Origin of the sequence: Halovenus carboxidivorans, assembly GCF_009831575.1 — an archaeon.
Classification (GTDB): domain Archaea; phylum Halobacteriota; class Halobacteria; order Halobacteriales; family Haloarculaceae; genus Halovenus; species Halovenus carboxidivorans.
Genome location: NZ_WUUT01000001.1, coordinates 225531 through 247984 on the forward strand (window position 1 = coordinate 225531; position 22454 = coordinate 247984).

Annotated in this window: 24 protein-coding genes and 1 tRNA gene; 13 read left to right on the top strand and 12 right to left on the bottom strand. The window is 62.3% G+C overall.

From position 1 onward, the window contains the following. The first annotated feature begins 152 nt into the window (after positions 1-152). Genes pyrE through GRX03_RS01145 form a run of 3 tightly spaced genes read left to right on the top strand, consistent with a single transcriptional unit; the run spans position 153 to position 2169 of the window. On the top strand, positions 153-686 hold the full coding sequence (gene pyrE, locus GRX03_RS01135; protein WP_159762369.1) for an orotate phosphoribosyltransferase: 534 nt from the start codon (positions 153-155) through the stop codon (positions 684-686). A 42-nt stretch (positions 687-728) separates the two neighbouring features. Then, positions 729-1043, top strand: coding sequence for a DUF5798 family protein (locus GRX03_RS01140; RefSeq protein ID WP_159762370.1), 315 nt, complete (start codon positions 729-731; stop codon positions 1041-1043). A gap of 10 nt (positions 1044-1053) precedes the next feature. Further along, a complete protein-coding gene (locus tag GRX03_RS01145) occupies positions 1054-2169 on the top strand; it encodes a THUMP domain-containing class I SAM-dependent RNA methyltransferase (RefSeq protein ID WP_159762371.1) in 1116 nt (371 codons plus the stop codon). Here GRX03_RS01145 and GRX03_RS01150 read toward each other — a convergent pair. Continuing rightward, positions 2166-2690: a redoxin domain-containing protein gene (locus GRX03_RS01150; RefSeq protein ID WP_159762372.1), complete on the bottom strand. Its 525-nt coding sequence runs from the start codon at positions 2688-2690 to the stop codon at positions 2166-2168. The two genes, GRX03_RS01145 and GRX03_RS01150, sit on opposite strands and share 4 nt — an antisense overlap. Beyond that, positions 2691-3308 (bottom strand): RAD55 family ATPase, encoded by a 618-nt coding sequence (locus GRX03_RS01155; RefSeq protein ID WP_159762373.1) that lies wholly within the window; start codon positions 3306-3308, stop codon positions 2691-2693. A 160-nt stretch (positions 3309-3468) separates the two neighbouring features. Between GRX03_RS01155 and GRX03_RS01160 the strand changes: the two genes are divergently transcribed. Beyond that, a tRNA-Arg gene (locus tag GRX03_RS01160) sits at positions 3469-3543 on the top strand. Positions 3544-3722: 179 nt separating this feature from the next. Here the strand turns inward: GRX03_RS01160 and GRX03_RS16450 are convergent. Together GRX03_RS16450 and GRX03_RS01165 are read right to left on the bottom strand one after the other, a co-directional pair. Continuing rightward, entirely contained in the window at positions 3723-3863 is a 141-nt protein-coding gene (locus GRX03_RS16450) for a hypothetical protein (protein WP_201289146.1), read from the bottom strand. A 25-nt stretch (positions 3864-3888) separates the two neighbouring features. Further along, positions 3889-4377, bottom strand: coding sequence for a type II toxin-antitoxin system death-on-curing family toxin (locus GRX03_RS01165; RefSeq protein ID WP_159762374.1), 489 nt, complete (start codon positions 4375-4377; stop codon positions 3889-3891). 433 nt (positions 4378-4810) lie between these two features. On the opposite strand from GRX03_RS01165, the gene GRX03_RS01170 reads away from it, so the two are divergent. Continuing rightward, positions 4811-5329, top strand: a complete 519-nt coding sequence (locus tag GRX03_RS01170) for a hypothetical protein (RefSeq protein WP_159762375.1) — start codon at positions 4811-4813, stop codon at positions 5327-5329. 502 nt (positions 5330-5831) lie between these two features. Here GRX03_RS01170 and GRX03_RS01175 read toward each other — a convergent pair. The 8 genes from GRX03_RS01175 to GRX03_RS01210 all read right to left on the bottom strand — a co-directional run bounded on the left by GRX03_RS01175 (position 5832) and on the right by GRX03_RS01210 (position 10855). After that, positions 5832-6113 (bottom strand): DUF5615 family PIN-like protein, encoded by a 282-nt coding sequence (locus GRX03_RS01175; protein WP_159762376.1) that lies wholly within the window; start codon positions 6111-6113, stop codon positions 5832-5834. Position 6114: 1 nt separating this feature from the next. Beyond that, positions 6115-6408 (bottom strand): DUF433 domain-containing protein, encoded by a 294-nt coding sequence (locus tag GRX03_RS01180; RefSeq protein WP_159762377.1) that lies wholly within the window; start codon positions 6406-6408, stop codon positions 6115-6117. A 184-nt stretch (positions 6409-6592) separates the two neighbouring features. Next, complete coding sequence (locus GRX03_RS01185) at positions 6593-6874, bottom strand: hypothetical protein (RefSeq protein WP_159762378.1); 282 nt, start codon at positions 6872-6874, stop codon at positions 6593-6595. A gap of 46 nt (positions 6875-6920) precedes the next feature. After that, positions 6921-7196: an ArsR/SmtB family transcription factor gene (locus GRX03_RS01190; protein ID WP_159762379.1), complete on the bottom strand. Its 276-nt coding sequence runs from the start codon at positions 7194-7196 to the stop codon at positions 6921-6923. Between the two features lie 97 nt (positions 7197-7293). Next, positions 7294-7788, bottom strand: a complete 495-nt coding sequence (locus GRX03_RS01195) for a fasciclin domain-containing protein (protein WP_159762380.1) — start codon at positions 7786-7788, stop codon at positions 7294-7296. A gap of 622 nt (positions 7789-8410) precedes the next feature. Beyond that, complete coding sequence (locus GRX03_RS01200) at positions 8411-9115, bottom strand: cytochrome c biogenesis CcdA family protein (protein ID WP_159762381.1); 705 nt, start codon at positions 9113-9115, stop codon at positions 8411-8413. Continuing rightward, a complete protein-coding gene (locus GRX03_RS01205) occupies positions 9112-9711 on the bottom strand; it encodes a TlpA family protein disulfide reductase (protein WP_159762382.1) in 600 nt (199 codons plus the stop codon). Before GRX03_RS01205 ends, GRX03_RS01200 begins: the two co-directional genes overlap by 4 nt. After that, positions 9698-10855, bottom strand: a complete 1158-nt coding sequence (locus tag GRX03_RS01210) for a DUF3179 domain-containing protein (RefSeq protein ID WP_159762383.1) — start codon at positions 10853-10855, stop codon at positions 9698-9700. Before GRX03_RS01210 ends, GRX03_RS01205 begins: the two co-directional genes overlap by 14 nt. A 343-nt stretch (positions 10856-11198) precedes the next feature. Between GRX03_RS01210 and GRX03_RS01215 the strand changes: the two genes are divergently transcribed. From GRX03_RS01215 to GRX03_RS01250, 8 genes are all read left to right on the top strand, one after another. Further along, positions 11199-13370, top strand: a complete 2172-nt coding sequence (locus tag GRX03_RS01215) for a hydantoinase/oxoprolinase family protein (protein ID WP_159762384.1) — start codon at positions 11199-11201, stop codon at positions 13368-13370. A gap of 126 nt (positions 13371-13496) precedes the next feature. Further along, positions 13497-16019 carry a hydantoinase B/oxoprolinase family protein gene (locus GRX03_RS01220; protein ID WP_159762385.1) on the top strand — a complete coding sequence of 841 codons (2523 nt, stop codon included), beginning with the start codon at positions 13497-13499 and terminating at the stop codon, positions 16017-16019. 14 nt (positions 16020-16033) lie between these two features. After that, positions 16034-16543 carry an acetone carboxylase subunit gamma gene (locus GRX03_RS01225; protein WP_159762386.1) on the top strand — a complete coding sequence of 170 codons (510 nt, stop codon included), beginning with the start codon at positions 16034-16036 and terminating at the stop codon, positions 16541-16543. Between the two features lie 38 nt (positions 16544-16581). After that, positions 16582-18159, top strand: a complete 1578-nt coding sequence (locus GRX03_RS01230; protein WP_159762387.1) for a class I adenylate-forming enzyme family protein — start codon at positions 16582-16584, stop codon at positions 18157-18159. Positions 18160-18161: 2 nt separating this feature from the next. Then, on the top strand, positions 18162-18587 hold the full coding sequence (locus tag GRX03_RS01235) for a VOC family protein (RefSeq protein WP_159762388.1): 426 nt from the start codon (positions 18162-18164) through the stop codon (positions 18585-18587). Between the two features lie 213 nt (positions 18588-18800). Next, complete coding sequence (locus GRX03_RS01240) at positions 18801-19481, top strand: helix-turn-helix domain-containing protein (protein ID WP_159762389.1); 681 nt, start codon at positions 18801-18803, stop codon at positions 19479-19481. Next, the gene (locus GRX03_RS01245) at positions 19478-19876 is read left to right on the top strand and encodes a hypothetical protein (RefSeq protein WP_159762390.1); all 399 of its coding nucleotides are present in this window, start codon (positions 19478-19480) and stop codon (positions 19874-19876) included. The genes GRX03_RS01240 and GRX03_RS01245 overlap by 4 nt, the downstream gene beginning before the upstream one ends. Before the next feature lie 60 nt (positions 19877-19936). Next, positions 19937-22450 carry a hydantoinase B/oxoprolinase family protein gene (locus GRX03_RS01250; protein ID WP_159762391.1) on the top strand — a complete coding sequence of 838 codons (2514 nt, stop codon included), beginning with the start codon at positions 19937-19939 and terminating at the stop codon, positions 22448-22450. Positions 22451-22454 lie beyond the last annotated feature (4 nt).

Below are 22454 nucleotides of genomic sequence, written 5' to 3' on the forward strand. Positions count from 1 at the left end.
ACCGCTGGCAGACGGGACCGGATGGTCCCCTCGCCGTGCTCGATCTCTCGACCAGTCCGGCCCCCTCCGCGTGCCGGCGGATCTCCAGCGGGTCGACGGGGCCGGAAACCGTAATCGGCAGAGCCAAGGAATCGCGGAGCCACCGCCGCAATATGGACACTCAGTCGCTGATCGATCTACTCCGGGACGCCGACGCGGTACGGTTCGGTGAGTTCGAACTCTCACACGGCGGCACGAGCAACTACTACGTCGACAAGTACATCTTCGAGACTGATCCGGCCTGTCTCGACGCGATTGCCGAGGCGTTCGCCGAGCGGGTCGACGGCAAACTGGCGGGAGTCGCGCTCGGGGCCGTCCCGCTGGCGGCCGCCACCAGCGTCGCCGCCGATCAGCCGTACGTGATCGTCCGCAAATCCGCGAAGGAGTACGGCACCGGCAACCGGATCGAAGGCGAGTTCGAGGAAGGCGAGAAACTGGTCGTGTTAGAAGATATCGCGACGACGGGACAGAGTGCGATCGATGCGGTCGAGGCGCTCCGCGACGCCGGTGCCGTCGTCGACCGCGTACTGGTCGTCGTCGACCGCGAGGAGGGCGCCCGCGAGAACCTCGCGGAACACGACATCGAACTGGAGTCACTGTTGACGGCCTCGGAACTGCTCGCGGACACCGAGTACGACGCCGAGTGAGGCTCCGAAACACCCACAAGCCCGCCCGTCGTATCGATCCGTATGGACATCGCCGGAACGAAAAAGAAGATCCAGCGGGTCGTCAAGGTCGGAGAGGAAACCTACAAGAAGATCAACGAGGTCATCGAACAGGTCGAGCAGCTCCAGGACGACCTCGCGAAGACCAGCGAGCAGGTCGATCACATCGAGCGCGAGCAGGCCGAACAGCGCGCACTGCTCGAAGCGCTGGCCGAGGAACGGGGCCTCGACGTGGCGGAGATCATCGACTCCGTCGAGTACCCCGAGCGATTGACCGAAGACGACTCGCCTGACGCCACAGAGGTGGCGACCAGCCGCCCGTCCACACCGGAGGAGTGACGGTCCCTCTGTGAGCACTCACGACTTGACTGCCGACCGGTGGCGATTCCTCGCGACGACGAACCGCGGACTCGAGGACATCGCTGCTGCTGAGCTTACCGAACTCGGCGGGAGCGACGCCGAGACGCTGTATCCCGGGATGATAGAGTTCGCGGCCCCTCCAGCCGTCGTCTCCCGGGTCCACGCGTACTGTCGTCAGATCCACCGCCTCCTGCTCGAACTCGCGCGCGGGCGCTGCTCGTCGCTCGCTGACATCACCGCTCTCGTCGACTCGCTCGACATCTCCCGGATCCTCGGCCCGGAGCAGTCTTTCGCCGTCCGCGCACAGCGCCGCGGCGACCACTCCTTCGAGAGCCCCGACGTCGAGTCGGCCGTCGGCCAAGCGATCGTCGACGCCTCCCGAGCACAGCGCGGCACTCGCCCTCCAGTCGATCTCGACGACCCGGACCTGATCGTCCGCGTGTTCGTCCGCGAGAGACGAGCTATCGTCACAGTCGACACGACGGGACAGTACTCGCTTCACCGTCGCCGGTACCGAGTCGCCGAACACGCCGCGCCCATCCGTCCGACCATGGCCGCCTCCATGTACCGACTGGCCGATCCCGACCCGGACGAGCGCGTCGTCGATCCGCTGTGTGGCTGCGGGACCGTTCCCATCGAGGCGGCGGCGACCGCGCTCGACCGCCGGATCGAACCCGTCCACGAACCCGCGTTTCGCCGGTTGCGGGCTCTCGACGCCGACGAGTCGGCAATCAGCGATCACCGCCGCCAGCGCGACGGCGCTCCCCCGGACATCCGCGGGTTCGATATCGATCCGGAGGCGGTCGCAGACGCGCGCGAGAACGCCCGCCACGCCGGTGTCGCCGATACGCTCTCTTTCGAGACTGCCGACGCTCGCCAGCGACCGATCGCGGCCGATGTCGTCGTCACGGATCTTCCGTTCGGCGTGCGGACCGACGACGACATCCGCCCGCTGTATGCCGACTTCGCGGAGCGTCTGGCCGAATCTGACTGCCGGCGTGCCGTGATCCACACCGCACGCGGGGATCTCCTCGGCCTCGAACCGACGCGGCGAATCGAGATGCGTCGCGGGCGGCTCGAAACGGCGATTCTCGTGATCGACTAGCCGAACGCGCCGTACTCGACCTCGGGCCGCGGCAGGTCGAAGCCGAGTTCGTCGAGTTCTCGCGTCGCGCGTTCGACCGGCGCTGGCGAGGCGTCAGCCAGCGGGTCGGCGCGCTCGACGGCCCTGATCTCCCAGTCGCCGTCGATGACGACTGTCGCCCTCGCGGGAATGTGCCGGTGCCCTTCCCACTCCCCGAGCAGGAGGTCGTACTGTTCTGCGATACCCGCGTGGAAGTCGGAGACGATCGGCAGCGGCACGTCGTAGTGGTCGGCGTAGGCCGCGTGGCTAAACAGGCTGTCCCCACTCAGTCCGATCACTGAGAGGCCGCGGGCGTCGTCCCAACCGGCATCTCGGACGCCAGCCCACTCGGCGGTGCAGGGACCGACGAAATCCGCTGGCGCGAACAGCAACACGACCGCCTCGTGTGCGTCGATCTCTGCCACTAACTCGACGACGTCACCGCCGTCGCCGACGAACGCGGGCGCGCGGAAGTCCGGCGCCTGCTGTCCGATCTCCACCATTCAGGCGGTCCCTGGGAGCTGCATCGAGAGGCTGCGGTCCTCCTCGATGGTGACGATTCCGTCGAACAGCTGTTTGAGCGTGTTCAGCGTCTCGGCGTCGTGGGCGGTCGATTCGAGCACGTGGATGCCGATTGCATCGGCGTCCTCGATCCTGCTCGTGAGGACGTGGAGGAACCGGAACACCGTCTGCAGATCCGAGTACATCAGAAGCGTCGACAGCGAATCGACGACCACGCGGTTACGCTTGATGTCACGTCCCGTGTAAAACTCCTCGATGAACTCCGAGAACTTGATCCCGATTCCCGTCATATCGACCGGCGAGGAGGTGTACTTGACGGTCTCGCTGTCGGTTCCGGACCGCCCCTGGTGTTTCGTGACGCAGTCGACGATTCCCAGTTGCGTCTGCTCGGGATCGGTCAACAGTGACTCGAAGTCGGTTCGGACCCGGTCGGCGCTGTCCCGTGTGGTGACGATCACACAGCCGTCCCCGTTGTTTCCCCCATGTGCGAGCGCCTCGAACGCCAGCCGGCGTTTCCCGCTCAGTGCCGGCCCCGAGATCAGGAGATTCGTCCCCGGTTCGAGCGTCCTGTTGTCGAATTCTGGTCCAAGTTCGTACATTGTGAATGTCTGACACACACGGTCGGATCTCACTCCAACCCTGTCAGTTATCTTGTTTTTTCTCTGGTCCAGCGTCTATATATGCGTTTTCGTTACAGCAATGGCCGCGCGGATTCGAACCGGGGGGTTTTTATTCCGAGGTCGGTTTGTACCTGATACCGGGCGCTTAGCTCAGCTTGGACAGAGCACTTGGCTTCGGACCAAGATGTCGCGGGTTCAAATCCTGCAGCGCCCATGTTAGGTTCGTCCTCCGAAACAATCGTTTTTAGCGTCTGATCTTGGCGCTCAGATCTTTCCTATTGCAATGCGTCTGCTTTCGTTCGATAGTGCCCGGACGGGTGTGTACCTAAGGAGTTCGTGTCTGTCTACCTGGCACCAAAAGGAGACCCAATCGTCGATTGCAGCGTTGGTGAGTCACTCGTCTTCGAGAGCGTCGTAGATGTCCCGGTTCGCGTTTCTGTCTTCAGCTGCGACCCGTTGCACCAGCTCCCGACGGATGTCCGCCATCACCTCGTCAAGTGGAGAGTCCGTTTCCGTTCCTTCCTCGGTAGCCATATCTGAATAGATGCTTCCAACGCGGTTAATCGTTCGGGTCCGACGAATCCCCGGTTAACTGCTCAATGCCAAGCTCGATTAGATCGTCTCGCCACGCCTCGATTTCACCGGCCAGATCTAGCTCCTCTGTATGAGATCGGAGGTATTCGATAGTTTCTCCGGTCTCGATGGCTGCTTCGTCGGTCCCGAACTGTTTCAATATCGTCCTGATTTCGTCGTCGTACGTGAACCGATGGCCGTTGAGGAAGTAGAAGACGACCGTTGCGTTGAGAGCAGTACGCTTGTTCGCATCGACGAAAGGATGATTGGCAACGAGGAGTCGGAGAAGGTGATACGATTTCTCGTGGATCGTCTCCGGCGTCGAACCGAAACTCCCCTCTTTGATGTAGTTCAGCGCGAACTCAATGTCACCACGATTCTGGACACCAGAAGGCGTATCAGGGTACTCCGAAACAATATCGTCGTGGATCGCGATAATATCCTCAGCAGACGGGTACCACAACGAGTCAGCCATTCAGTCGTATGTTGATGTCGGAGGAGTGTAGGTTTTGTCATAGGGGGGAGGGATGAACGAGGCCGGAATCAATCGGTTTCAGCCCACAAATTCGTCCGTTTCACACCTGAGAAGATGATTCGTTCGACAGTCGAGCCAGCGCCTGCAGCGCCCATATTGATTTTTCCGTCCGAAATTTGGATTTGAGCGCCTGAACCTGGCGTTCAGTTCTTTTCTGTCGCAGTACGTTTGCGTTCGTTCGATGGGCAACGGGGATAGTGATGTCCACGAGAGTTCGCGTCCATCCAGACTGGAGGCATCAGAGAAAATCAATGGCCGAGCGATATGAAAGTTCTATCTTTTGTCAGAAAGCGCCTGCTGAATATATAGGGTACAGTCACCACGGCATCCTGGTCGCCGAAGAGTTTTGAGCAGCCGCTCCAATGAGCCGGATGTGTCAGAGGACACACCTGTCTCAGCTTCCCGCCACCTCTCTCCGTGGGTCGTGATTGTCGTCAGCTTCCACCTGTGGTTGCTACCGGTCGCCGTCCTCGACGTAACCCTCGTGACACAGGCCAGGGCTGGACACCTCTGGGCTCCGTGGCGGTTGCTCGTGAGTTTCGCTGGGGCCGGCGTCGGGGCACTTGTTGGACTCGTTCCGGCGACCGTGTTCGCCGTGGGGTTCTGGGTCTGCTGGGTGCGATTCGGAGTCATCAACATCGCGCATGGCTGGCTCTCCGCGATCCTCACCGCCCTCTCAGTTCTCGTGGTGGTCGCCGTGGCGGTAGACGCGGGGCTCGTCGGGGCCGCCAGGAGCATCGCCCGCGGAGTCGGGGCGATTCCCGGCCAGCGAGCGTACCTCGGGCTAGCCCTGGTCGCGGGGCTCGCACCCTTCGGACTCCTCGTCCCGGTCGTTGAGGCGGCTTTGCTCAGACTGACGGGTAAGCCCGTCGGTGATGAGGCCGACCCGTGACCGACTCGCGCCCTGTCTCTTGCACAGGATGTGTAGAAAAATAAAGCATCTGTTAGATAGACTGTTCTGAACGGCCGATTTTGGACGCCTCACGTCCTAAAAGTGAATTCGTTCGACAGGCGGGCCAGCGCCTGCAGCGCCCATGATTTTCCGACGAACGACGTGAGGAGTGAAATCTGGACCGCGAAGGATTTGAACTACGCGAGACGAGTACAACGAGTCTCGCAGTCTGGTTCAAATCCTGCAGCGCCCATATCGGGTCCGCCCCTCGAAATCCTCGCTTTCAGGGCCTGATCTCAGCGTTTAACTCTTTCCTGTTGCAACGCATTTGCTTTCGTTCGATGTGCATCCAGATTAGTGATGTCCACGGGAGTTCGCGTACGTCTAAACTGGTGGCAACAGACAAAATCAATCGCCGATTGACTGATTACCCACCTAATCCGAGTCGTCCCGCCCGTCCAGTTTTTCACGGCCCGCAAAGTCGTCTCGGCTTGGATAGGTATCAACGTATCAGAGCGGACGCGACGCGGTAGGCAGGCATCGTATCGTCGTAGAGAAGAATTATACCAGAGTGGGTATCAACCGGGAGCGCTCCGAAATCTTTCACATCACTCGTGGCGATGATGAGGTCATGCTCACGAGCGTAGGGGAGGATATCGTCTTCGTCATCCGCCCCCTGTCCGAGCGTAGCTCGAACGTGCTCGGCTACCAATTCCCCCTTTTCGAGGTACGTCGCTACTTTTGGATCGATATTTTCGTCGAGAAGGAACTGCCACGCCGCCATGTCAGACGGTATCCGGTTCGACACCCTCGGGTCGCCCAATGGACTCCCGGAACGTTTCCATTGCGCCCTCTCGTTCGGCTTCGATGTCGCTCATCTCGCGTGGGTGGTCGTGGTAGTACGCGAGTGCGTGGTAGACATCTGCCACGTCCAAGTCGTATCGATCCGCAACGGCTTCGGGATCGATATCACGCTCTTCGACAAGCGCGTACACTTGGCGGACGTTGACACGATGTCCAGCGATGTGGGGTTCACCCATGAGATCGTGGGCGATACGGCGAGTTTCCCGTTCAGCCATACCTTTTAGTACCGCGTGGTGTCTCAAAACTGCTCGTTCGCACCTCCTCGCCATTCAACGAGGCTGAAGCCTCGAACGCGGTCGCGAAATCGCTAATCTCTCGCCGCCGAATACAGCAGTCTCACGCCTCGAAAGTGGATTCGTTCGACGGGCGGGCCAGGCCTGCAGCGACCGTCGATCCGGATCAGTCGACAGTCACATAGACGAGAAATGCGATGCCGGCGACTTCCAGCACTTGGAGATACATCATCGCCCGAACCGCCGGCACTGACATCGGCGGCGGATTGAGATAATAAAACAGCGCCAGCCCGTTCTCGGCCAGGAGGAACAGCGCGAAGACAGCCGAGCCGAAGGTGTGTTTCGAGCGGATTTTGCGGTAGTTCTGCCCCCAGACGGCGACGAGGACCAGCAACAGTAAGATGTTCACCCCGGCAGCGATCCGCGCCACGTTGAGCATCAGGTCCATCTCCCACTCCCTCCGTCTGTCAGGACATCCAGTATGCGAGTCATAATTAGTCTACCTGTTCGATGATATCTTCGATGGTCTCCCAGTGGTTCAGGGTGCGATCTGTGGGCAAGTAGATCGCGCCGTACTCCCGATCAGTGCTCTCGATTACGTCGTTTTCCTCCAGCACGTCGAGGTGGTGTCTGACAGTCTTGTACGCGAGATCGAGATCCTCGGCGAGTTGGTTCGCGTTGCGCGGTCGATCGTCGAGCGCCCGGAGAATCCGGGCTCGGTTCGGACCGCCACGCGTTCCAGCCAGCACCTGCCATAACACCGCCTCCATCGGCTGTAACCATCGGATAGGCAGTATATAAAAATCCGGCTGGGGAGACCCCGCGGTTGGTCGTTGCGGTGCGGCGGCGGAAGCCATCGGATCCTCTCTACGGCTGCAACACGCCGTCGATGACGTGAATAATACCGTTAGAGGCTTCGATGTTGGTGGCGATGATATCGGCCTGGTCACCGTTGAGATTGGTTCCGTTCACATCGATCAGCGCGCCGTTCAGAGTCGGGATTTCGTCCGATGTCGTGACCGATTCCGCGTCCCGGCGGCCGGGGGCGACGTGGTAGGTGAGAATGCTGCGTAGCGTCGCCTCGTCGACTTCGCTCACGTTGTCGACAGTGATGCCGAGTTCTTCGAAGGCGGCGTCTGTCGGCGCGAACACTGTCAGTTGTCGATTCCCGCTGAGGGTCCCGACCAGACCCGCTTCCCGAACCGCGGCGACCAGTACGTCGAAGCCGTCGGCGGCGACGGCCACGTCGACGATCGTGTCGCCCTTACTCGGCGGCCTAGCTGTTGCCGTGCCGGCACCGCCGAGAAGCGCTGCTGTTCCTGCACCGACGCCTTTGAGGATCGTTCGTCTGTTAGTCTGCATGGGTGACACCCGAGCGTGAGATGCGTTCGATTTGCAATTAATTATTTGTGTATTTTGACAAGACTCTCCCCAGAAAGAGACCCAATTCTTTGCCAGTAGTCCCGGTTTCTGTGTGCCTCCCAGTCTCCGCGACTCCCTCAAGGACATGCAGGCCATCGGGGAATGGGACTTTTCGTCTCCAGCAGGGGAAAAAGTGGAGCACCTCAGCATCGAACACGCCCGCTCCGGGTGTGAGTTCGGTGAGGCCGAACGGTCGATGTCGAACCCGTGTCTCGGCGGGGGTGACCCCCGATCATCTTGCGGCTTTGATTCGGGAATCTATAATCCATCAATTCACTCGTAAATATTATTACGCTATCGGCTGACCGTTCGTGGTTGTCGGCAATTATACAATCTCGCGGACGGTGCAGCTATATTCACGGTCGCAGAAATAGCTCCGCTGGTCTTCTCTGCACACAATTTGTTATATTGATGATGGTATCATGGTACCGAGGGTCGTCCCAGCACCTCCAGCGCCCATCCCGTTCCAACGAACGAAGCGAGAAATGAAGCCCGAACCGCGAAGGACGCGTGGCCCCAACGCCCGGTCGACACGGCGTCGTCCGTTAGGCTTCTCCTGCCGTCACCGGAGGCCGAACAGTTCGAGGCCACCGAACTCGAAGAGATACAGATAGATCTGTGCGACACCAGCAAGCACGATCAACACGCCCGCAATTCGCGTGACCAGTTCCGTGTCCGGCGAGAACCGTCGGACAGCGCCGCTGTATCCGAGCGCAACGAGCGCCGTGAGTCCGATCATCACGGCGCTCATCCCACTCGCGTACGCGAGGAAAGTGAGAGCAGCACCGACCGGTCCGGCGGTGAGAGCAACGCCGGTAATCGCCACGAAAAGCGGTGCCGTACAGCCCGCAGCGGCGACGGCGTAGACGAGCCCGAAGATAACAAAGCCGCTTTTGGACCGTTCTCGTCGTGGAAGCCGGACGTGGACGACTCCGGTTCCGATCCGGCCGCTCGCCATCCCCCCGCCGACGAGGACGAGTAACCCGCCGACACCGAGTCCGAGCAACGCCAGATTCCCGAGCAGTCTCGACCCGACCGCGGCGACAGTTCCCGCGAGGACGGCGTAGACGAAAAGAAACCCAATCGCCGCCATGCCGCCGGCAGTTCCAGCATGGCTCAATCGGGTCGACAGCGAGTTCGTCTCGTCGAGGTCGCCGAGAAAGAACGCGACGTATCCCGGAAGCATCGGATAGGCACACGGAGCGAAAAACGTCGCGAGGCCCGCCGAGAAGGCAAAGCCGAGCCGGAGCGGTCCCGTTTCGATCATCGTGTACTCTCGATTGCCTCCGCGATGTCTGAAGCGCTCGACAGCCCCGTATGTCGCCACACTTCCTTCCCCGCCTCGTCGAGGACCAGTAGCGTCGGGATTCGCGTCACCCCGAAGGTTTCGTTCGTCTCGGCGTCTGGATCCATCGCGACCGTCCAGGTGCCGTCGTACTTCCGCCAGAACGACCGGATTGCCTCCTCGTCGCTCTCGTTCGTGATCGAAACCATGTGAATGTCGGGGAACTCCTCGCGGATGGTCCCCAGTTCCTCCATCTGCGGCTTGCACGGGGTACACCACGTCGCCCAGAAGTCCAACAGGGTGATCCTGCCTCGGGGCAGGACCTCGACGGTCCCGCCGTCCGAACCGCCGACATCCAGCGCCGTGAGTGTCGTTTCCCCGACGCTCTCACTGTCTGCGGTATCGAGCGGAGCGAGCGCCCGGTCGAGACAGCCAGCGAGTGCGACCGATCCTGTCCCCGCGAGCGCACCGAGGAACCGACGGCGACCGCCCGCCGGTCCCTCTCTGTTCGCTCGTCTGTCTCCTCGAACGGAATCGCTTGCCGACTCCTCTCCGGTGGGGGTGTTATTTCGGGTCAAGACCGTACACGTCCGTATCCGGGTTGAAATTCGACCAGCCGGTCCAGAACAGCGGCGGGTGTTCGTTGGCCCTGTCCAGACGCTGTCCCCTGTGGGGGCCATCAATCGCCTCACCGGTCCGGCGCAGCCACCGGGAACCTCCTCCGCGGAACGTCTCTCGGTCACTCGCCTCGAACACTAGCGTTTCGCCGCCGACCCGTCTATCGTACGCCGTCAACGTGTCGTCCGCTGCGATAGAGACGACCACCGGAAGCGACCCGACCCTGTCGTTGATGACGCCTTCTTTCTCGACGACGTGGAACGGATAGGCTCTCGCCTCATCATCTGCCTCGACGCCGACGACCATCGTCTTTCCGTAGAGTCCGTTGCCGCGGTTGTCTCGTCCGATGAGTTGGTCCTCGCGTTCGTAGGAGTACTTCGAGTCGAAGTAATCGAACGACAGCGGCGACTCGGCGATCAGCCCCGACTTCGGCGGGGGTAACAGCACCGCCGTCCCCGGATGTGTCTCCTGCCAACTGCCCCAGTCGGTCAGCGTCACGGGGACGAGGTCGAGTCGCTCACCGACCCGCGGACCGCGGATCGCGGTGGCGAGTAACTGACTCCAGAGGCTCTCTGTCGCCTCGTCGTACATCACGAGATCGTTCCGCCAGAGCTTCCCGGAGACGCCGAATCTCGTCTCCTCGCCGTCCACAGTGCGCTCGACGACGACCCCACTGCCGCAGAGCACGCAGTAGGTCACGGCGATCGGACCGCCGAACTCGTCGTTGACGATCTCGTGACGGTTGAGGATCCGCAACGGGTACGCGCGTGCTTCCCCGTCGCGTTCGACGCCCAGAACCGGCGACTCCGCCGGCAGCCTCGGATCGTCGACTCCGTCCGGATCGAGTCCACTCCAGTCCTCCGCGAAGGCCGGATCGACGATTGCAGGGATCCCGTCCGTCGGAAGCGGCCGGCGGATCTCCTCTCCCGGGACCGGTAACTCGACACCGTCGACGACGGTTTCGACGCCGCCCGGTGTTCGCACCGGTATGCGCTCGCGCACCTCGTCAGTCTCCTCGTCGTCCTCCCGCGTGACGCCGGTACAACCCGCTGTGGCGATGGCTCCGCCGGCAACGAGCGAGCGAAGGAGTCGGCGCCGTTCCATGTGTCATCCTATCGCTCCAAGAGTATGTACCGCATGCGCTTTGGTACCACTGCTGCAAGAGCGCTCGACCGCCAAGAAACAGGCTGTCTCCGACCGCCGCCGAACCCGCTCGACTCCGACGACCGCATCGGCGGTGCTGATTCCCCTCTCAGAGGCCAGGCCAGTGACACAGAATTCCCGTGAAATTGCGTAGCTGCGGCCGTGACGGTGCGGATTATCTGTCGAGCTACGGCCGGATGGTAAAAGTGGTACACATATGTCACGTCTGCGTTCCGGGGTGTCTCCAGTCGTTTTCTGTGGTTCGTGATAACGACTAACTCTTATTGGATAATCTACCTATTTGATGGCGAGTTCAGAAGACGATCCCTCAGAGCACCACAACGCAGAGATACTGTCCATCGACGCCGGCGGGACGATGACAGATACCTTCCTCATGGACTCCAACGGCGAGTTCACGGTCGGCAAGGCGAAGACGACCCCGGACGACGAGTCCCGAGGCTTCATTCGGTCTTCACAGGACGCCCTCGAAGACTGGGACCTGAGCGTCGAGGAGGGGTTCCCCAATCTGGTGTCGACAGTGTACTCCGGGACAGCCATGCTGAACCGTCTCGTCGAGCGAGAGAGCGAGGTCGACGTCGGCATCCTCATCACCGGCGGGATGGAGGACACCCTCCGGATGGGGCGGGGCCGGCAGTCCTACACCGGCTACTCCTACTCCGACCGGCTGCACGTCAACACCCACAAACACCCCGAGCCGCTGATCCCCCGAAACCAGATCCGCGGCGTGCGCGAACGGATCGACGTCAAGGGGAACACGCTCGTCCCGCTGTACGAGGACGACGTCCGCGAGGGGGTCAACGATCTCCTCGATCAGGAGGTCGACCACATCGTCGTCATGTATCTCCACTCGTACAAGAACGGCGAACACGAACACCGCACCCAGGAGATCGCCGAGGAGATCATCGACGAGCGCGGGATGGACACGTCGGTGATGCTGTCGAGCGAGTACTACCCGACGCTGAAGGAGTCCGAGCGGCTGAACACCGTCACGGCGGAGGCGTTCGCGGCCGAGCCCTCGCGCGACCAACTCACGAACATCCAGGAGTCCGTCGACGAACAGGGCGGCAACGTCGGCGTGCGGGTCATGGCGAGCCACGGCGGCACCATCGACATCCACGCGAACGAGTTGGCGCGGACGCTGATTTCCGGCCCGATCGGGGGGATGATCGGCGCCAACTACTTCGGCGAAAAACTCGGCTACGAGAACCTGGTCTGTACCGACATCGGCGGGACCAGTTTCGACATGGGGATCATCATCGACAACGACTGGCAGATCGATTACAGCCCGGAGATGGCCCGGCTGTTGCTCTCGTTGCCGATGGTCAACATGGAGAGCGTCGGCGCGGGGACCGGCAGTTACGTCCGGGTCAACCCCACCTTCGACAAGATCGAACTCGGCCCCGAGAGCGCGGGTGACCAGGTCGGAGTCAGCGCCGTCGAGACCGACGTCGACACGGTCACTGTGACAGACTGTCACGTCGCGATGGGGTGGATCAACCCCGAGAACTTCCTCGGTGGGGACATGCCGATCGATCGCGACGTGGCCGAACAGGAGATCACAGAGCAGGTCGCGGAACCGCTCGGCATGGGGGTCTACGAGGCGGCCCAGGGCGTGATCGACATCCTCGAAAGCAAACTCCGAAACGATCTCGAAGCGGTCGTCACAGGCGAGGGATACGCCCCGTCGAACTTCAAGTGTCTCTCCTACGGCGGCGGCGGCCCAGTCCACACCGCGGGATACACCAAGGATCTCGGCTTCGACGAGGTGCTCATCCCCGAGTGGGCCGCCGGCTTCTCGGCGTTTGGCTGCGGTGCGGCCGACTACGAGTACCGCTACGACCAGACGACCAGCATCGACATCGATCCCGACCTCTCGATGGAAGAGGCCGCTGCGACCGCCGGCGAGGAACTCACCGAGGTCTGGAAGAACCTCGAACGGAAGGTCGAAAACGAGTTCGAGAACAGCAATATCGGCCGCAGCGAGATCGACTTCCAGTACAACATTCTCGGCCAGTACCAGGGCCAACTGAACAGCATCGACATCGAGTCACCGGTCGCCCGCGTCGACACGCCGGAGAAACTCGAACGGCTGATCGACACCTTCGAGGAGGAGTACCGGCGGACCTACTCCGAGGAGGCCCGGTCGCCGGAACTCGGTCACACCGTCACTCAGGCCTCCGTTCGCGGCGTCCGCGACGTGGTCAAACCCGAGATTCCGACCGAACCGACCCAGGGACCGGAGCCGCCCGAAGACGCGTTCAAGGAGACCCGGGAAGCGTACTGGGACGGCGAGTGGCTGGAGACGCAGATCTACGACCTCCACGCGCTCCAGCCGGGCAACGAACTCACCGGCCCCGCGATCATGGAGGGCGCTGCGACGACCTACGCGCTCCCGCCGGACTGTGAGACCTACCTCGACGAGCACCGCGTCCACCACCTGAGCAGAATCGAGTGAGAGCGGTTACCCGCTCTCGTACAGCGATGCATCTATTCCGACGCTCGGTTCGCTGGCGGCGGGGTAGGTGCACTGTACGAGCCCGCATCTGGCTCCGAGCAGATGCACTAACCACGACACCACACTATGAGTTCAGAACACGAATCAGGGGAGAGCTTCCCCCACATGCGACGCGAGCAGGAACGAGTTCGCGAAAAGAAACAGCAGGGTGACGGAGTCGGCTGGGACGGCAAAACACTCCGCGAGCAACTCGAAGAACTCGAAGCCAAAACCGAGGAAACGGATCACTACGCGGGCTTCGAGCGACTCGAGTTCAAAAGCGAGGAGCCGATCGAGTACGAGCAGATGTTCGCTCAACTGCGCGGCGACCTCGTGACCGCCCGCGAAACCTCCAAAGAGGTCGCGGCGACCCCGATCGTCGAACAGGAAGGGGAGCTTTGCTACGGGCTCTTTACGCCGGAGGGCGACTCTATCGCCGTCTCGACCGGAATCATCGTGCACATCCACACGATGAGCGAGGCGATCAAGTACATGATCAACCACGACTACGAGGAGAGTCCCGGTATCGAGCCCGGCGATATCTTCGTCAACAACGACCCCCACGTCGGCGACGTCCACCCGTGCGACATCATGACACTCATCCCCATCTTCCACGAGGGGGAACTCGTCGCCTGGGCCGGCGGGGTGACCCACGTCATCGACACGGGAGCGATCGGGCCGGGCAGTATGAACGTCTCCCAGGCCTCCCGTTTCGGCGACGGGGCGCAGTACACCGCTCGCAAGATCGGCGAGGACCTCGAAATCTACAACTCCTGGAAGAACGACTTCCCCGACAAGACCCGCACGCCGGATTTCCTGAAACTCGACGAGAAGACCCGGATGACCGGCTGTCTGATGATCCGGGACGCGGTGTTCGACATCATCGACGAGTACGGCGTCGAGAAGTTCAAACAGCTCTCCAGAGAGGCCGTCGAGGACGGCCGCCGCGGGTTCGGCAACCGGATCCGGAAGACGATGCTGCCGGGCACGTACCGCGGGGCTTCCTTCGTCGACGCGCTCTACGAAGGCCAGGGCAACCTCACCCGGGAGTACGCCAACGAGAACCACATCATGCACGCGCCCTCGGAGCTACACGTCCGGGAGGACGGATCTTTCCAGGTCTCCTTCGAGGGGGCGAACAAGTGGGGCTGGCACCCCTACAACTGCACGCCGGCGGCCATCCAGGGCGGCATCTGGGTGATGCTCACGCAGACCGTCATTCCAAACGCCAACGTCAACGACGGAGCCTATTACGCCTGTGACTTCCACCTGCCCGTGGGGTCGTGGGCGAACACCCAGAACACCGAGACGGCTCACGCCTACGCCTGGCACTTCCTGGTCTCGGCGTGGGCACCGCTGTGGCAACACCTGTCACGAGGGTACTACGCCCGTGGCTTCTGGGAGGAGATCAACGCCGGCAACGCGAACACCTCGAACTGGCTGCAGGGCGGTGGCATCGACCAGTTCGACAAACTCCACGCCGTCAACTCCTTCGAGTCGGCCTGTGAGGGGGTCGGCGCCCGCTACGTCGAGGACGGGGAACCCCACGCAGCAGCTATCTGGAACCCGGAAGGCGACATGGGTGACGCCGAGGTCTGGGAGATGACCGAACCCCTCCCGTTCCTCGGCCGGGCCGTCAAGCCCAACACCGGCGGTGCGGGCCGAAAGGCCGGCGGCGCGGGCTTCGAGTCGATGCGGACGGTCAAAGATGTCAGCAGGTGGCTGCTCTACGAGATGGGTAACGGCTACATGACCAGCGACGGCGGGCTCTTCGGCGGCTACCCCGCCGCGTCGGGATACATCCTCAACGCCCAGGACACCGACCTGAAAGAACGGTTCGAGAACGGTGAGGAGTACCCCCAGCACGACCTCGACCCCGAAAGCGGGGAGTTCGAGTCGAAAATCGACGGGGAGATCACCCGCCGGCCGGAGGGGATCAGCACGCCCAAGGAGTTCGACGACTACGACATGTACCTGAACTACCTCCGGGGCGGCTCGGGCCTCGGCGATCCTCTGGAGCGTGACCCGGAAGACGTGCTCTCGGACATCCACGACGGCTACGTGCTTCCCCGCCACGCGAAAGACGCCTACGCCGTCGTCGTGAACAAGATCAGCGACGAGGCCAAGCACAACTCCGCCGTCCAGGGAGAGTGGACGGTCGACGAGGAAGCGACCGAGGAACTCCGAGAGGAACGGATGGAAGAGCGCGCCGAGAAGGCCCAGCCGGTCTCGGAGTGGTACGAACAGCAGCGCGAGCGCATCCAGAACGAGGAGGACCTCATCGACGACGTGAAGAAGACCTACGAGAGCAGCATGCGGATGAGCGCGCAGTTCGAGGAGTTCTACCTCGACTTCTGGGACCTCCCGGAGGACTTCGCGTACAGTCTGAGCGAGAAGGCCGAGCGCTCGCTGGAAAACCGGTTCAAGAGCGGAACGAAACAGAAGTGGAAGAACCCGACGACGAGCCACGAGACCTGGCTCGGCGTCGGCCGCGACGACGAGCCGGAGGTGCCGTACACGTGGACCGCAGAGCGCTCGATCCGCGACCTCCCGACCCCCGAAGCATCGTTCGGCGACAACATCGCCGGAACAGCCACCGACGACGACTAACGAGGTGAGTACACATGCCAGATTCATACCCACGCGAACACATCGAAGACCTCGTCGACGACAACTTGGAGTGGAGCCAGTTGCACAACATGATGAGCGACTTCAAGGACGCCGACCGGTTCCAGCAGGTCCGGGACGTGTTACAGGAGCGGGTCGACTGGGACGACCCGATCATCATCCCGTACGCGGAACACCTCTACGTGGTCGCGAAATCCGAGGACCGGTGGGTCATCAAATGTGACTGCGGCCACGAGTTCTGCGAACACGACGAGAACTGGAAAGCGGACGCGCTGATCAACGTCCGCGACTCCGAGGAGGAGTATCTGGAGATCTACCCGGAGGACATGCACCCCCACCCGGAGTACATGGAACTGCGGGAGTTCTTCTGTCCGGGCTGTAAGACCCTGCTCGAAGTGACCAACGTCATGCCGGGCTATCCGCTCATCCACGAGTTCGAGCCCGACATCGAGACCTTCTACAACGACTGGATCGACGAGCCGATTCCGACGCCGGAGACCGCGTAGCCTCTCCGACCCCTACCGCATTCGATCATCCCCAATTCATGGTACCCCAGAGTCCACCGACGCTGAACCACCTCTACGAGTCGGTTCTCCGGCGATACGAGGGCGATCCGGCGCTCACCTTCGAGGGCGAGACGCTCACCTACGGCGACCTCGACGAGCGTTCCTCGCGGCTCGCCAACGCGCTCGTCGACCTCGGACTCCGACCCGAGGAGCGCGTGGGCGTCCTGCTGTCGAACTGCCCGGCGTACGCGGTCACCGACATCGCACTCGCCCGTGCGGCCCTCGCGAAGGTCCCGCTGAACGACATGCTGTCCGCGGACGACATCGAGTACATGCTCGAAAACAGCGACGCGAGCGCGCTCGTCGTCGGTCCACCGTTCGGAGAGACAGTCCAGACAGTCGCACCGAACGTGTCGACGCTCGACACCGTCGTCACCGTCGGGACGACCACCGTCCCCGACCTGACTGACAGCCACGAAGTCGTCTCGCTCGCGTCCCTCCTCGACGGACACGACCCCACGGCCCCCCAGCGTCCGGTCTCGCAATCGACCCTCGCTGCCGTCTTCCACACTGGCGGGACGACCGGCGATCCGAAAGGGGTGAAACACAGCCAACGCAACCTCGCCCTCAACGCCTTCGCCCACGCCATCGAACTGGACATCCAACCGCAGGACCGATTGCTGCTGATGACGCCGCTGCCACACTCGGCGGGGCTGGTCATGGCGGGCGGACTGACCCAGGGCAGCCATCACACGATCACTCAGGGGTTCGACGCCGAGGAGGCGCTTGCGACCATCGAACAGGAATCCATCTCGTGGACGTTCATGGTGCCGACGATGGTGTATCGCATCCTCGATACCCTCGACCGGCAGGAGTACGACACGTCGTCGCTGGAAACGCTCGTCTACGGCGCGGCACCGATGAAGCCGGATCGACTCCGCGAGGGACTGGACAAACTCGGCGACGTGTTTCTCCAACTCTACGGCCAGTACGAGACGCCCGACCTCATCACGGTGTTGCCGAAAGCCGCCCACGATCCGACAGACGAACAACGACTGTCCTCGTGTGGGCTTCCGACGACGCTGTGTGAGGTGAAAATCGTCGACGAGGACGGCACAGAACTCCCACCCGGCGAGGTTGGCGAGATTCTGGCCCGCGGCGCGTACTCCATGGACGGCTACTACGAGATGCCCGAGAAGACGGCCGAAACGATGGAGGACGGCTGGATTCACACCGGCGATATCGGCAGGATGGACGAGGACGGCTACGTCTACATCGTCGACCGGGACTCGGACGTGATCGTCAGCGGCGGGATGAACGTCTACTCGGTCACCGTCGAGGAGGTGATCCAGCGACACGATCAGGTCGCGAACGTCGCGGTCATCGGTGTGCCCGACGACGAGTGGGGCGAGGCAGTGAAAGCCGTCGTCGTCCCGGCCGGCGATACCGTCGACCGGGCGGGGATCCGTTCGTTCTGTCGCGACCGACTCGCCGACTACGAGGTCCCGAAATCGGTCGACGTCGTCGAGGAACTCCCGACGACGCCGTACGGCAAACTCGACAAAAAGCGCCTCCGGGAGCCGTACTGGTCGGATCAGTCCCGGCAGATCAGCTGACCATGGTCTCCAAAATCGACCACCTCGGCGTCCTCGTCGAGGACATCGACGAGAACCGGGAGCTGTTCGAACTCCTCGACGTACCCGTCGGTCGCGTCGAACGCGTCCCCGCCTTCGGCGTCGACATCGCGTTCATCCGGGTCGGTGAGAGCCTCGTGGAACTGGTCGAACCCGTCGACCGGGAGACGGCACTCGCCGACGACCTCGACGCCGCACAGCAGTCCGCGCTGTTGCACCACGTCGCCTTTCGCGTCGACGACATCGAGGCCACGCTGGCGACGCTCCGACGCGCTGGCGTTGCGCTCGCCGACCAGCGCCCTCGCCGGGGCGCCGGCGATGCCGCGGTCGCGTTTCTCGACCAGCGGGCGGGAAACGGCGTCCGCGTCGAACTCGTCGAGCGGGAGACGGACGTACAACTCCGGGACTGATCCTGTCGGAGATATAAAAATAAAACATATACCGACAGTGTTCGTGGTAATTGTTACCTTGGTAAACACCGTGCATACGGTCACCTGCCTCTCGACCCGATAGCCCGGTTCGGACAGCGGTTCACGACGATCTGGAACCCGAGACGCCCGCGCGGCGTGTGACGTGGCGGAGACAGTCTATGACAGACAGAGACACACCGACAGTTTGAATGGATGCTCAGAATCGAATTCCAGATACAGCCGGCCGGCATTTCCTCGAAACTGTTCGGTCTCGAGGAGCAGGTGCGCAGTATCGAGATCGACAACGCACTGCCGGTGACGGGCGACCGCATCTTCCTGTTTCTGACGGCGCAGTTCGACGCCGATGTCTCGGAAGAGCGGCTCGCGAGTCAACTCCCCGAGACGCAGATCGTCGATATGGCGAAAGCGGAGGTGAACCAGCACACGTACTATCTCGGCGTCATCGTCGACATCTCCGAGGCCTCGGTGCTGGCTCTGCTGACCGAGCACAGGGCGATTCCGCACAGAATCGTCGGACGAAACGCCCACCTCGATGTCATCGCCACGGTACGTGACTGGAACCACCTCAAGGATGTCGCCGGCACGATAGAGGACGAGCACGGCTCGCTCGAACTCGTCGGGACGACCCAGACCGAGACGATCGGGTTCCCCCTGGGCGGGAACAAGGTCAAACAGAGCATGTCGGGCAAACTCTCCGACAAGCAGTTGGAGGTGCTGGAGACGGCCTACCGGATGGGATACTTCAGAGTTCCCCAGGAAGTGACCGCCGAAGAGATCGCAAACGAGCTGGATATCAGTCGCTCGACGCTCAGCGAGCGCCTTCGCCGGGTCGAACACAACTTCTGTGAACTCCTGTTCGGGCCACAAGAATGACCACGATTCTCCTCATCAAATCGGCCGACCAGCACCCCTCCGTGCGGGAGACGCTGGACTCGGTCGCCGAACCCGGGGAGACGGTCTACTTCCTCCGGCTGCCGACTGTGCGCTGTCTCGGGGAACTGATTCAGGAGGTGAATCCGATGATCGAGTACGACGTCGAGTACACGATCAGCTGTCTCCCCACGGGGTACGAAGTCGCTGACGTCGTCGACTTCGCCGTCGATGTCGAGGCGGATCGTATCTGTATCGGCATCTTCGAGCGCACGCTGACCGGGAAGGCTCGCATCGACGACCTGACGCAGTCGATCCTGCTCCACGAACACGTCTCCGGCGACCTGGTCGTCGGTGACCACGCAATCATCCTCGAAAACCTCGATTATGACCAGTGAACCGACCCATTCGAGCACGGTACGGAGACCAGTCCTGCAACCACCACGAGGGAGCGAACCATGAGCCAACCCGACGAGAACAAAGCCGAACAGCGCCGATCCGAGGTCCAGCGGGAGAAAGAACTCGTCCGGGAGAAACGACGCCGAAACGAGGGGATCGGCTGGGACGGTCGCACGCTCCGCGAACAGCTAGCCGAACTGGAAGACAAGACGGAAGCGACGGGTCACTACGCGGGTTTCGAGCGTCTCGAATTCAAAGACGAGCAGCCGATCCGCTACGAACAGCTGTACTCCCGGCTCCGCGGTGACCTCGTGACCGCCCGCGAGACCTCGAAGAAGGTCTCTGCGACCCCGATCGTCGAACAGGAGGGAGAGCTGTGTTATGGGCTCTTTACGCCGGAGGGCGACTCCATCGCCGTCTCGACCGGGATCATCGTCCACGTTCACACGATGAGTGAAGCGATCAAGTTCATGATCAACCACGACTACGAGGAGAGTCCCGGTATCGAACCCGGCGATATCTTCGTCAACAACGACCCCCACGTCGGCGACGTTCACCCCTGTGATCTGATGACGATCATTCCGATCTTCCACGAGGGCGAACTCATCGCCTGGGCGGGGGGCGTCAACCACGTCATCGACACGGGAGCGATCGGGCCGGGCAGTATGAACGTCTCCCAGGCCTCCCGTTTCGGCGACGGGGCGTACTACACCGCCCGCAAGATCGGTGAGAACTTCGAGCTGTACAACTCTTGGAAGAAGGAGTATCCCGCCAAGACCCGCACCCCGAACTTCCTGAAACTCGACGAGCGAACCCGCATCACCGGCTGTCTGATGATCCGGGACTCGGTCAAGGAACTGATCGACCGAGCGGGGGTCGAGACGTTCAAACAGCTCTCCAGAGAGGCCGTCGAGGACGGCCGCCGCGGGTTCCGGAGCCGAATCAAGCGGACGCTGCTCCCCGGGACCTACCGCGGAGTCTCCTTCGTCGACGCGCTCTACGAAGACCAGGAGAACGTCACCCGGGAGTACGCCAACGAGAACCACATCATGCACGCGCCCTCGGAGCTACACATCCGAGAAGACGCCTCGTTTCAGGTCTCCTTCGAGGGCGCGAACAAGTGGGGCTGGCACCCCTACAACTGCACGCCGGCGGCCATCCAGGGCGGCATCTGGGTGATGCTCACGCAGACGGTGATCCCGAACGAACTGGTCAACGACGGAGCCTATTACGCCTGTGACTTCCACCTGCCCGTGGGGTCGTGGGCGAACACCCAGAACACCGAGACGGCCCACGCCTACGCGTGGCACTTCCTGGTCTCGGCGTGGGCACCGCTGTGGCAACACCTGTCACGAGGGTACTACGCTCGGGGCTTCTGGGAGGAGATCAACGCCGGCAACGCGAACACCTCGAACTGGCTGCAGGGCGGTGGCATCGACCAGTTCGACAAACTCCACGCCGTCAACTCCTTCGAGGCCGCCTGTGAGGGTGTGGGCGCGCGCTACGTCGAGGATGGAGAGCCACACGCCTCGGCCATCTGGAACCCGGAGGGAGACATGGGTGACGCCGAAGCGTGGGAACAGGTCGAACCGCTGCCGTTTCTCGGTCGAGCAGTCAAACCGAACACGGGCGGGCCGGGCCGCCGTGCGGGGGGCGCGGGCTTCGAGTCGATGCGAACGGTCAAAGACGTCAGCAGGTGGCTGCTGTACGAGATGGGCAACGGCTACATGACCAGCGACGGCGGCCTCTTCGGTGGTTATCCTGCTGCGTCGGGCTACATTCTGAACGCCCAAGAGACCGACCTGAAAGAGCGCTTCGAGAACCGCGAGGAGTACCCCCAGCACGACCTCGACCCCGAGAGCGGGGAGTTCGAGTCGAAAATCGACGGGGAGATCACCCGTCGACCGGAGGGGATCAGCACGCCCAAGGAGTTCGACGATTACGACGTGTACCTGAACTACCTCCGAGGTGGCTCGGGCCTCGGGGATCCACTCGAACGCGATCCGGAGAAAGTCGTGGAGGATATCCACGACGGCTACGTGCTCCCGAGACACGCCAGAGACGCTTACGCCGTCGTGGTGGACAAGGTCAGCGACGAGGCCAAGCACAACTCCGCCGTCCAGGGAGAGTGGGCGGTCGACGAGGCGGCGACCGAACAGTTGCGCGAAAAGCGCATGGCCGAGCGCGCCGAGAAGGCCCAGCCGGTCTCGGAGTGGTACGAACAACAGCGCGAGCGCATCCAAAACGAGCAAGACCTCATCGACGACGTGAAGAAGACCTACGAGAGCAGCATGCGGATGAGCCAGCCGTTTGCCGACTTCTACCGCGAGTTCTGGGATCTCCCCGACGACTTCACCTTCGAGTTGAGCGAGGAGTCCCAGCAGTCGCTCGACAACCGATTCGACTCCGGCATCAGACCGATGTGGGACTCGTTCACGAGACGACACAAGACCTGGCTCGACGTCGACGAGGAACCGTACGTGCCCTACACCTGGTCGAGTCGGTCGATACGCGACCTCCCCGACTCGTCTTCGACGTTCTCGGAGACGGGACAGCCGGCCGGTGAGGACTGAGCGG